We start from the raw sequence: 12,047 nt of genomic DNA, 5'->3' as shown, positions 1-12,047 counted from the left end.
TACAAATTCTTTACTATGCCTCTATTCTTGTATAACTAGGCTGATTTACATGAAAATTCGTATAATTTAGTGTTTATGTCCGTTTGTGTTATATAATAAGAGTAACAACTATAAATGTAGGGGGCTTTTCAAGTATGCAAGTAAAAACAACTCGACTTGAAGCAGAAGACGCAAAAATTATTTATCAAGAAACAGCTGGGCTAGCTATTATTACGATCCATCGCCCACAGGCTAAAAACGCGCTTACAGCAAATATGTGGGATCAATTAGCTAAAATTGCCTTACAAGTATTAGATAATCCGAAAAATAAAGTATTGATTTTACGCGGCTCTGGTGAAAACTTTACTGCTGGCTCAGATATTAAAGAATTCAACGCCATTTCTCTTGAAAAAGCCGAAGAAGCGTTTGTACATATGGAGAAAACGATTTCCACAATTGAGCGTTTACCAATTCCAACGATTGGCGTCATTAATGGTCCCGCAATGGGTGCTGGTTTAGAGCTTGCATTAGCCTGTGATATCCGCATCGGGTCTGAAAAAGCAAAGCTCGGTATTCCTGTCGGTAAATTAGGGATCACGTTAAATAACAAATTTGCACAACGTTTAGTTCAATTAGTAGGCCCTTCTACAACAAAGGATTTAGTATTTACGGGGCGCATGTTTAAAGCTGAAGAAGCCTTTAAGCTTGGCATGCTTAACTATTTAGTAACTGAAAAAGACTTAAATAAATACATGATTCGTATGGGTAAGCTTGTTGCAGGCATGTCCCCTGAATCTTTACTAGCTGTAAAGCAATCTGTTCAAGAATGTGTGGACAGTGTACCTTCATTATGGCAAGGTTTAACACCGTTTGTCGGAAAGGATTTTGCAGAAGGTTGCCGTGCCTTTGTTGAAAAACGTCAGCCACAATTTACACGTCAATCGAAATAGAAAACAGGTACTCCGCTCGCCCTCTTGGGAATGGAGTACCTGTTTTTTACGATTTTCGCTTTTGTACTACCGACTTAATTTGAAGATGAATTGCATCTAATTCATACCCAAAATGCTGGTGAAATTCCGCCTGTATCTTTTTTTGCAGTGCATACAATCGATCTGGTATGGAATAATTAATAGGTAGCTTTAGCTGTAAAGTAATCGTAGCTTGGACTAGATCGCCTAACGCGAACTGGACATGATCAACTTTGTGCACGATATCTTGCTTTGCACAGCAATACGTTAGTAGCTGCACATAAACATGCTTACCAATTTCAATATACTCTTGTTGAAAATCAGGACGGACAATCGTCGTCTCCCCTATTTTTTCACGCTTTGTAGAGAAAATCTCCTTCCCTTTTTGAACGAGTCGTTTAAAAAAGTTTTGCTCGACTTGTCGGTACGGGATTGGCATCACATGCTTCCCCTGCGTCTGTCGAATAAAGCGAGCTTTTGCAATTTCTTTTTGAGAACGTACATCCTCAACATAGTAATATGTATCGACTGGACCAAGCTCAAGCTGACGAGCGATCGTTTTAGTCATTTTATCGGACGTCCCAATTAGCAAAATCGACTGTACTTTATATGTATCAAGTGCTTTTTTTACTTCATTACGATGTGTATCATCTGTAAAAATGGCTCGACGAACGGCTGTAATCGTATTTTTCTCAAATTTCGCGGAAATTCCAGCTACTTTCACACCATTTACAATAAGAAGGCCATCATCAATTAGAGCCTCTACCCCGATTTTATGGGCGAAAACTAGTGCGCTTGTACTTTTCCCTGTTCCACTTGGACCACTCAAAGAATAAACATCCATGACTGACAGCTCCTTTCCATTTTATGATAGCAGAAACGTTACATTTTTTCCGTCAAAATTATCATTTCCAGTATAAGTTAATTTATTCCTGCTAGGCTATGCATTCATCTTCTCCATTATAGAAATATATTCTTTTTTCAGAATAACTTTCCCTTTATATGCTTTAGTATGATAAAATGTGAACTACTATTCTGTTATACAACTATAAGGAGTGTACTAGTTTGAAAATCGTACCATCTAAAAAAATGTCTTTATTTACAGCAGCAATTTTCGGAGATTTAAAAAATCATGCTAAGCAACAGGAAGCAAAAGGCATGAAAATGATTGATTTAAGCTTAGGTAGTCCTGACCTTCCTCCTCATGCTAAAATTCGCGAGCATTTATCGTATAGAGCGGGTTTAGCAGAATCCTACGGCTATACATTAACAGGCACGCAACGTTTTTATGAAGCCGTTAGTCGCTACTATAAACGTCGTAGTAATGTAGATTTAGATCCCGCTTCTGAAATCATTCAAACGATCGGCTCTCAAGAGGGATTAGTGCATTTACCAATTGCTTTTTGTGATCCAGGCGATATCGTACTATCCACAAATCCAGCTTACGTGGCCTATGATGCAGGAATTCATCTAGCAGGGGCAACTCCTTACTATATGCCTCAAACAGCTGATAACGATTATTTACCAGACTTAGATGCTGTTCCTGAAGAGATTGCGCAAAAAGCAAAACTATTAATTTTAAACTTACCAGGTAATCCTGTACCTGCAATGCCTTCAATCGCCTATTTTGAAAAAGTCATTGCCTTTGCAAAAAAATACAACATTATCGTACTACATGATGCGGCATACTCTGAGTTCTACTTTACTGGTGATGGCCCAATTAGCTTCCTAGCCACTCCTGGCGCAAAAGAAGTTGGGATGGAAATTAACTCATTATCGAAAAGCTTTAGCCTTGCTGGTACACGTATCGCTTATATCGCGGGTAACGCTGAGATGATTTCGATTTTAAAACAATTAAAATCAAATTTAGATTTCGGTATTTTCGAACCAATTCAAGATGCTGCGGTCGTAGCACTTGATAATGCAGAAGAAATTACTGCAGACCTACGTGCAACATTCTCAGAGCGCCATAAAACATTAATGAATGGCTTACATTCATTAGGATGGGATGCCGCTCCTTCTGAAGGTGGCATGTTCGTCTGGGCAAAATATCCGTACGATATTGACTGCACAGAGCTAGCCTTTAAACTAATTGAACAAGCTGGCATCGTGACAGTTCCTGGTACAGTATTTGGCTCGTCTGGACAAGGCTATTTACGTTTAGCGTTAGTACAACCGAAAGAAATGTTGCAAGAAGCAGTTGATCGCTTAGCACAAGTGCAACTAGCACCACAAAAATAATCATCTAAACAACATGAAGCCCCTTCTAACTTTAATCGTTGGAAGGGGTTTTATAGTTTATTATGTAATCCTCAAGTATCGGTTTATCAGGAGGACTAATATTTTGGGGTAAATCATCTAAAGAGAAAAACTGCAGCATTGTTGCCTCAATTTGATCATGAACAAGGTGGCCACTATATTCTTTACATTCAAATGCTGTAACAACATTATAAACTTCATCACCGTGCGGATATTGATAATAAAAATCTTGTCCAGAGTATGTATTGATCAATTTCAGATTTTTTGCCTTTAGTCCTGTTTCCTCAAATAATTCTCGATGGGCAACTTGCTCTACTGTTTCACCTAACTCCATTGATCCTCCAATTAACCCCCAACATCCATTATCAATTCGAAGCTGTAATAAAACCTGCTGACGATTATTAATGATTAAAACAGCGGCACCACACATAATTAATGGTCTAGTCCCAACTACTTTACGCAAATCCTTTATATATCCCATTAAGCCCTCCTTCATTTTAAAACGCTTTTACTCCTTAAAATTGGCGGGGATTTTCTCTAACACATAGTTTCCGGTCCACATTTGTGTTGACACAACCAAGCTTTCACCATGTCTTTCAAAGAAGAGTCCATTACAATCTTGTTGTTTGAAAGTCCAACCATTTTGATCAAGCATTTCTTTAATCATTTCACCAGCTGCGGATATATATTTCCCTTTATCACTTACCATTCTTGGTCGTTTTCGTTCGACAATTTAACCATTCGTGGCTCGGAATCATTTATTTTTTCTATAATTGTCTTTTTACTTATATGTTCTATTGGGAGTGTAGGGAGATAGAGTTTGTTGTTAAATACGAATGCTCCAACAAGGAAAATTATTATTCCGACTGTTAATAACACCTTTTTCATAAAACACACCCAGTTTGTTTTACATAAATACCCTAAATAACCCTATATGCCCTATTTTATACTAGATTTAAATTTGAATAAACACTGATTTAGCATTTCTTTCCAACGTTGTTCAAAACAGAGGGATTTTCTAGTAAAAGTTTATATAGCAATGTTTATCATACATTTTTAAAGAATTCTTTCTTGTTCATAATCTATAAAGCTATTCTCATACACTTTATTTTTTATTCTAACAATAGATAATTTGTTTTTAATATGTTGGGAGAGTAAGAATAAGCAGACTTTCATGGATCAACAATTTGTGCAGATCTATGAAAGTAGCATAAAGAAATTGATACGTGGAACCGATTTACATGATATGTTGTTCTTCTCAAGGATTGGGGGGACTAATGGGGGTTGGACAGTATACCTGATACTATATCCGACGTAGTATTTCACTTTATTCTTAAGCTTTATTCTCAACAAATATAAATATTCTCATTATTCTTTTAACTACAAAAGGTAGTAAGTTAGAAGCTACAAATGCAACTACAAATGCAATCCCCCATGCTTTCATCCATGATTTAAGGAAAAAAGCTGTATATCCAACATTCATTGAAGTCATAACGAAAGAGATAATACAGGATATACCCAAAATCATAAAGATACTAAAAATAAATGGTTCGAATTTTTTATTGATTTTCAAAAATAACACCTTTTCTATTTATTATACGCTATCAAATTTTATCAACATCTAATATTACTGTTTAATATCTAGGTTGTCCAGATTGATTTACTTGGAATCATTTACTACTATAATTGCTTTTCTGTAAATCCCCCTATTGTATATGTGAGTCATGATGTTAGTAAAAGGAATGGATGTATTTTAAGTCATAATTTTATTGATTTTAAAAAAGAATCAGGAAACGGGAAACGATGAATAACCTTGCAAAAAACCTCTGAATAAAAATATTCGAAGGAATGTAATTACTAATCATTTGTTATTTTTTCGTTTACTCTTTGCTTTAAATTATTATATTGTTTGTCATTTGTATCTGCAAAAGCTTCTTCTCTATTAGAAGAACATCCATGTATTCAATAGAACTAGGAAATTGGCTTTCTGTAAAATCATATCGTTTTCCATTGATTTCATTATAAAAATGCATCCTTCTTCAAGTTCTGTCTTTAATATTTCTCCTCCAAACAAATCATTTATCACTAGTGCAGTTACACCACATTGCCTCTTTGCAGGATTCTTTATACCCCACTTAATACTTGATTTTATTGACCAAGATTAATATAAAATATTTTGTATGCTTTCCCCTCCGAAAAATAGCATTCCCCCATCTCCTATTTTAAATATTTATTTCGGACCTTACTTGGTAAATTTCTTTGACTCATCTGTTGGCTTATAGGCAGTTCTATCTCTTCTAGAAACGAGAACGTATAAATAAACTTCATACGCAACTACAAAGCCAATTTTCCCCTAATTAGGTTAAACATGAAATAATCTATTTGAATAAAGATATTTTTGCTTGCCGCAAAAAATTAATCTTCTTAAATAAAATGTAAAATGGGCCATAAACTGATTTTTTCATCTACGACCCATTTTTATTGTGTATCATCATCTTTTCAACTATCAACACTCTTGTTCAATTACTTTTTTCTCCGTCGCATAATAAATCAACGCAATGGCAGGTAAAGCTATGCCAATCAATAATGCTGCTTTCCAGCCAGCCATGGCGTATGCCCATGCTCCTGTCGCAGAACCTATAGCACCGCCAGAAAAAAAAATGGCCATGTATAAACCATTAAGCCGGCTTCGAAACTCTGCGCCCAATGAGAAAATAGCGCGTTGACCAAGGACTAGATTAGCAGAAACCCCCATGTCTAAAAGAATGGCCGAAACTACCAATATTACTATTGCTAATGTCGAGCCGCTTTGAATCATAAGGGGTAGAATGACAGATATGATAACTAAAGCTAAAGCTAATCCTGTAGCTGGTCGAACCCGACCTTTATCAGCAAGACGACCTGCCACAGGTGCAGCAACGGCACCAGATACCCCTACCAATGCGAACAATGCAACTTCTTTTTGCGAAAAATTGAAAATCGGACTAGTCAATAACATAGGGACAGTTGTCCAGAACAAACTAAAAGTTCCGAACACACAAAAGTGATAGATTGCTCTACGTTGTAGGACTGGTGTCGTTTTAAGTAAATGCAACATAGATCTCAGCAGTGTTGGATATTGTGTTGTTGTCATTGGTTGCCTTGTAGGAAGTAACTTTACTAATACAAAAGCCAGAACAAAAATTATTACAGCGGAAATGACGAATATAGCGCGCCAACCAAAAAACTCCGCCACAATACTTGATATGGGACGAGCGAGCATGATACCAAGTAACAAACCACTCATAACATTACCCACATTGCGGCCGCGTGTGGCATCGGGTGAAAGATGAGCTGCATACGGTACTAGAACTTGAGCTGCTACTGAGCCTATCCCGATAAACAGTGAAGTTGTAAGAAATAGCGTAGCACTTTTAACCACTGCAGCAATCGCCAACACGACTGCGGTGAAGAACAATAAAGTAACAACAAGTTTTCTATTTTCCAGGATATCTCCCAACGGAACGATAAATAACAATCCGAGTCCGTAACCAATTTGAGTTAGCGTGACGATGAGACCAGCTGCCCCGGAAGATAATTCAAGTGTAGAACTGATGGGTCCTACTAAAGGTTGCGCATAATAGAGATTAGCAACAATCACGCCACAAGCTATGGCCAGAATTAGTATAATCCACGATGAAACGGGTTTCTCCATTTTTTGTTTTGCGATTAAACTCATCGAAACTCTCCTTCACTTTAATAAAGTCACATCTACTGGAATGATCATTCCGGTAATGTTAAAAAAAATTTGTCTATAGCATCTCAATTACAGTATTCATCATGTCATCAATAATTTTTTTGTTGTTTTTCACCTTGGATACTACTTTGATACTATGATTAAGGTTAAGCAAAAGATGTGATAAAGCCTTAATATCTTTCTGAGCGTCGATTTCTCCCGTCTGTTGCCCTTTGCTTAATAGTTCATAGAAAGACTGTTCTAATTCCTCAAAGCTGTCTCGTATCAATTTACTTAGTTGTTCATCCGGTGAATCCAAACCAATGCTTGCCTTAGTAATCAAACATCCTTTGGGCAAATCATCATCAAATGCAGAAGAAATATGCTGATCAAAATACTGCCGTATTCCAACTTTCGCAGACGGTGCATTTACCAAGAGATTGCGTTTATTTTGATTGAATTTTTTGTATTGCTGTATAGCCTCAATATAAAGTGTCTGTTTGTCCGTAAATGTTTCGTATAAACTTGATCTGCTTAATTCCATAGCTTCTAACAAATCCGGTATACTCGTTGCATCGTATCCTTTTTCCCAAAATACTAACATTGCCTCATGTAGTACGTGCTCCTTGTCAAACTCTTTTGAACGTCCGATGGTAAATTCCTCCTTTCAATAACAATAATATAATCTTTTCGGAACGAATAGTCCAGTATTATTTTTACAACTCAATATTGCGGGCTTCTCCACTTGCCCTATAGTCAATAAATTGCGGGTTTCTAGCACTGGTATCCTTACTCCTTTTGTTCTTTCGTTCTCACACATATATATCTAAGCTCATAAAAAAAACAGCTACTGCAATTTCGCAGTAACTGTCTCCTCTTACACATCATATTTTTGATTCATCTCATCCGTATAACGATTATAACGCTGTTTATATAGTTTAAATAAATGTGTTACTAGCACTTTTAAAATGGCATAACCTGGAATCCCTAAAACGACACCTGGTACGCCAAATAGAGAACCAGCCGTTAATAACACAAATATAATTGTAATTGGATGGATACTTAGTGATTTACCCATAATTTGTGGAGAAATAAACTTCCCTTCAATGAGCTGTACAACCGTCCATACAATGGCTAGTTTAATTAGCATGAATGGCGATGTTACAAGAGCGATAATGACCGCTGGTGTAATGGCGATGACTGGTCCTAAGTATGGAACCACACTCGTGATCATAGCAAGGAAGCCAAGCAATAAGGCGTATTTCATACCGATAATTAAAAAGCCGATTGTCACCATTGCACCTATACACATGGACACTAAAATTTGTCCTTGAATATAGGAACTAATTTGCTTGTCCATGTCATGTAAGATTTCTGTTACTTCTTTACGCATACGTGGCGGACAAATTTTTATAATAAAACTCGGAAGTTTTTTACCATCTTTAAGTAAGTAAAATAAAATAAATGGAACCGTCACTAATGATAGAACAATTCCAGTTAACGCTGAAACGAATCCAGTAATTCCAGATGCTACACCTTGCGCTAAATTCGCAGCCGTATCTTTTACCGTTTCCACCATATCTGTAGTAAAATTCTCTACCATTGAATCATAATTTAAATTAACTTTATCTAAGTACTCGTTGAGACGTGCATTATTGAGAAACTCAGCAATATTTTGTGTAAATGCCATAAAATATCCTGGGAATTCCTGTGCTAAATTAGTAAACTGGTCTCGTAAAAACGGATAGACAAGTACTACTAATAACGTAGTGATGCCAATCAAAATGATATATAGAAGAAAGATACCCCAAACCCTTGGGATCCGCCATCTTTCGAAAAGCCCCAATATCGGACGAAGTAAATAATACCCGATAATGGCTAATACCCCTGGTAGAATAACTACCTCAAATAAAACTTTTAGCGGGGTAAATATAAAGGAAACTTTTTGAAACATAAAAATAACGCACGCTAATAATAATAAAACAATCAATGTAAAAAATAAGTTTTTACCACCGATAAAGCGAATAAACTTCGTTGAAAAGAAATTTGAACGCTCATCTGATCTGTCTTTTTCCATCTAATCACCCCAATACCAATCCTATATCCTTATTTTACAAGATGATGTTGGATTTTGCGAAAAATCACTCTAAAGGAATTCCTAAAAATTTACGTAAAAATTCTTTGTTTTTCTCTACATCCAGAACAATTGAATCACCGACACCTCTAAAGCTTTGGAAATTATAACTACCTTCAATAGGAACTGTTGCTTTTTCTATATTGACTTTACCTTTCGACACCATTTTCAGCACTTGTTGAACCTCTTCTGCTGATGAATAGTCCGTCGTTATATATCCTTGCGCTGCTCCAACGAATTTTGGTAAGTTCAACATATTTTGAGGTGATAAAACTTCATTTTTTAAGGCTTCGATAACCTTTTGCTGACGTGCTACTCGACCAAAATCCCCTTCAGCATCGTGACGGAATCGAGCAAAGCCAAGTAATTCTTGACCATTTAAGTTATGAACACCTTGTTTTAATGAAACCCCGATTTTTTCGGACATATCTTTGTCTACATCGATTTCAACACCATTTGGCGCTAAAATATCTACAAGTGATTCGAAATTTTTAAAATCTATAATGGCATAATGATGAATCGGTAAGCCAAACATATTAGTAATCGTATCTTTTAATAATTGAACACCATCTAAATAGTACGCCGTGTTAAGCTTATAAGATTTATAACCAGGAATATCTGCATAAATATCACGCATGAGTGACACGAGCTTCATATCATTTGTTTTCTTATTCCACGATAATACCATCATTGTATCTGTACGTGATTTTTCTTCACCACGAGTATCGATCCCTAATAATAAATAGTTTTCCACATCGCCATTTACTGTATCGCCCTTGAAATCCTCTTCGGCTACCTTTGTATCACTTGCCAATTTCAGTCCACTTCGATATTGCATAATGGAATAACCTGCAATCACGATGACAAAAAGTAATAACAATGTGAAGAATGCTCGCCCTTTACGCAAACGTCGTTTTTGTGGGCGCTGCGAGCGTCTTGAATAATCTTGCTCTTCCATAACTGTTAACTCCTCTATTTTTTATAGTAATGTAACGATTCCATCTATAGAAAGGTTCATTTTATAGTATGTTGCGAATCCTTTCAATAACTTTTTAAAGGTTATTTTACACCCTTTTTGCCAGGAATGAACCAAATAATGCTATAATATTTTCACAACAGAAAGGATGATGTACATGATCGAGAAAGCTACGTTTGCTGGCGGTTGTTTTTGGTGCATGGTAAAGCCATTTGTTGAATGGGATGGTATACATAAGGTCACTTCTGGCTACATGGGTGGCCATATAGACAATCCTACTTATGAGGATGTCAAAAAAGGAACTTCTGGCCATTTAGAAGTAGTCGAAATTGAATTTGACTCTAGCGTTTTTAGTTATGAGCAGCTCCTTGATATTTACTGGATGCAAATCGACCCTACAGATGCATTTGGTCAATTCCATGACCGTGGTGAATCATATACGACTGCTATCTTTACTTATTCAGACGACCAAAAGCGCATTGCAAAAGCTTCCAAGGAAAAGCTAGCTAACAGTGGGCGCTTTGATAAACCTATTGTAACCACAATTCGCGATGCTAAGCACTTCTACCCTGCAGAAGATTATCATCAGGACTTTTATAAAAAAGAGTCGGAGCATTATCAGAAAGACCGAGCGCTTTCTGGCCGAGATCAGTTCATCACTGAGCATTGGGAGAAATAACTATGAAATTCCATTTTGATTGACGAATCCTCTATTTAACTCAAGGTATAACCGTTTTCGAAATGGATTTTTCTTTTTTTGTTTATGTGTATAAAAAATAACGAACGGTCTATACTATTAAAGATTTCACTTTCAAATCCAATGACAAGGAGGGTTAACCCGATGAGTGGGGCTGACCGGTAACTCAGAAGGACCATCAAAGCTGAATGAAGCTAAAGCACAGTTTCTTAAAAATTTTAAGATCAATGCGGAAGCGAGGCAGTGTGTCATGGAGCACTATAAGTAAGTGAATCAAGCCCGGAATAGTGATATTCCGGGTTATTTTTTTGGTATATCACCTCTTCTGCAGAACTAAGCACGAAGCTGATTCAGGACGCATTTCTGCCAGCGTATAATTGATCTCAAGGTATAGCCGTTGGATTTTTTCCTTTTTACAAACGTGTATAAAAAATATTGAACGGACCATACTATTAAAGATTTCACTTTCAAATCCAATGACAAGGAGGGTTAACCCGATGAGTGGGGCTGACCGGTAACTCAGAAGGACCATCAAAACTGAATGAAGCTAAAGCACAGTTGTCTTAAAAATTTTAAGATCAATGCGGAAGCGAGGCAGTGTGTCATGGAGCACTATAAGTAAGTGAGAATCAAGCCCGGAATATTAATATTCCGGGTTTTTTGTTTTTCTACTGTAGCTTCGAAAAATCCCCTCTTTAGTTATTTTTTGTGGTAATTCATTTAATGGAAATTTATGCTAAAAACAATGTTATGAAAAATTGTACTTAAACTATTCAAGCGGTATAGTTGAAGAAGGAAGTAAACATAAATTCGAAAATTAAAAGTCAGACAGGAGCTAGATACGATGATAAAAGGTTTCGGGGGAATATTTTGGAGAACTAACAATCTTGATGTTATCAAAAAATGGTACAGTGACGTGTTGAAGATGGAAATAGACAATTGGAATGGGACTGTGATTAAACACGAATTAGGAAATGAGACGATCTTTTCATTCTTCAAAGAAAATGACAGTTACTTTCCAATAGAACAACAAGTAATGTTAAATTTCCAAGTACATGATATAGACGAAGCTATTAAGCATCTCGAACATATTGGTGTTCCTCTTGAGAAGGAAATAGAAATAAGTGAATTTGGAAAGTTTATTTGGCTTAAAGATCCTGAAGGTCGACTGATCGAGCTTTGGGAGAAATAGCAGTTTGTAGTACTTTATAAAAAAGGCTGTTTTCTTAAAGATTGTTGCTAAACTAAATCTTGGAAGGACAACAAAAAACAGAGCTAATCTACAAAAAAGCGTAGAAAAAACTCTGTTTTTTATAGTT

The 12,047-nt window shown here is 36.3% G+C and carries 12 protein-coding genes and 1 pseudogene; 4 read left to right on the top strand and 9 right to left on the bottom strand.

Annotated features, from left to right (window positions below):
• The first annotated feature begins 134 nt into the window (after positions 1–134).
• The gene (locus AC3WSO_RS12320) at positions 135–929 is read left to right on the top strand and encodes an enoyl-CoA hydratase/isomerase family protein (protein WP_492531123.1); all 795 of its coding nucleotides are present in this window, start codon (positions 135–137) and stop codon (positions 927–929) included.
• Positions 930–975: 46 nt separating this feature from the next.
• Here AC3WSO_RS12320 and AC3WSO_RS12315 read toward each other — a convergent pair whose 3' ends face one another.
• On the bottom strand, positions 976–1,791 hold the full coding sequence (locus tag AC3WSO_RS12315; protein WP_492531121.1) for a hypothetical protein: 816 nt from the start codon (positions 1,789–1,791) through the stop codon (positions 976–978).
• A gap of 221 nt (positions 1,792–2,012) precedes the next feature.
• Here AC3WSO_RS12315 and AC3WSO_RS12310 point away from each other — a divergent pair, with 221 nt between their 5' ends.
• Positions 2,013–3,188, top strand: a complete 1,176-nt coding sequence (locus AC3WSO_RS12310; protein ID WP_492531119.1) for an aminotransferase class I/II-fold pyridoxal phosphate-dependent enzyme — start codon at positions 2,013–2,015, stop codon at positions 3,186–3,188.
• Positions 3,189–3,219: 31 nt separating this feature from the next.
• On the opposite strand, the gene AC3WSO_RS12305 is transcribed toward AC3WSO_RS12310, so the two are convergent.
• From AC3WSO_RS12305 to AC3WSO_RS12270, 8 genes and pseudogenes are all read right to left on the bottom strand, one after another.
• A complete protein-coding gene (locus tag AC3WSO_RS12305) occupies positions 3,220–3,687 on the bottom strand; it encodes an NUDIX hydrolase (RefSeq protein WP_492531117.1) in 468 nt (155 codons plus the stop codon).
• A 27-nt stretch (positions 3,688–3,714) separates the two neighbouring features.
• Positions 3,715–3,915 (bottom strand): hypothetical protein, encoded by a 201-nt coding sequence (locus AC3WSO_RS12300; protein ID WP_492531116.1) that lies wholly within the window; start codon positions 3,913–3,915, stop codon positions 3,715–3,717.
• A gap of 624 nt (positions 3,916–4,539) precedes the next feature.
• Entirely contained in the window at positions 4,540–4,779 is a 240-nt protein-coding gene (locus AC3WSO_RS12295) for a DUF2798 domain-containing protein (RefSeq protein ID WP_492531114.1), read from the bottom strand.
• 284 nt (positions 4,780–5,063) lie between these two features.
• Positions 5,064–5,358, bottom strand: a pseudogene (locus AC3WSO_RS12290) (YunG family protein).
• A gap of 354 nt (positions 5,359–5,712) precedes the next feature.
• Positions 5,713–6,924 (bottom strand): MFS transporter, encoded by a 1,212-nt coding sequence (locus AC3WSO_RS12285; RefSeq protein WP_492531112.1) that lies wholly within the window; start codon positions 6,922–6,924, stop codon positions 5,713–5,715.
• A 73-nt stretch (positions 6,925–6,997) separates the two neighbouring features.
• Complete coding sequence (locus AC3WSO_RS12280; protein WP_492531110.1) at positions 6,998–7,525, bottom strand: TetR/AcrR family transcriptional regulator; 528 nt, start codon at positions 7,523–7,525, stop codon at positions 6,998–7,000.
• A gap of 273 nt (positions 7,526–7,798) precedes the next feature.
• Entirely contained in the window at positions 7,799–8,998 is a 1,200-nt protein-coding gene (locus tag AC3WSO_RS12275) for an AI-2E family transporter (RefSeq protein WP_492531108.1), read from the bottom strand.
• A gap of 64 nt (positions 8,999–9,062) precedes the next feature.
• On the bottom strand, positions 9,063–10,013 hold the full coding sequence (locus AC3WSO_RS12270; protein WP_492531106.1) for an LCP family protein: 951 nt from the start codon (positions 10,011–10,013) through the stop codon (positions 9,063–9,065).
• 175 nt (positions 10,014–10,188) lie between these two features.
• Between AC3WSO_RS12270 and msrA the strand changes: the two genes are divergently transcribed.
• The gene (gene msrA / locus AC3WSO_RS12265; protein WP_492531104.1) at positions 10,189–10,710 is read left to right on the top strand and encodes a peptide-methionine (S)-S-oxide reductase MsrA; all 522 of its coding nucleotides are present in this window, start codon (positions 10,189–10,191) and stop codon (positions 10,708–10,710) included.
• An 862-nt stretch (positions 10,711–11,572) separates the two neighbouring features.
• Positions 11,573–11,920, top strand: a complete 348-nt coding sequence (locus AC3WSO_RS12260; protein WP_492531102.1) for a VOC family protein — start codon at positions 11,573–11,575, stop codon at positions 11,918–11,920.
• Positions 11,921–12,047 lie beyond the last annotated feature (127 nt).

The sequence above is a fragment of the Lysinibacillus sp. EB106-09-02-XG168 genome (assembly GCF_058791475.1).
The sequence above is the reverse complement of the archived record's forward strand: the minus strand, read 5'-3'. Positions and strand labels throughout refer to the sequence as shown.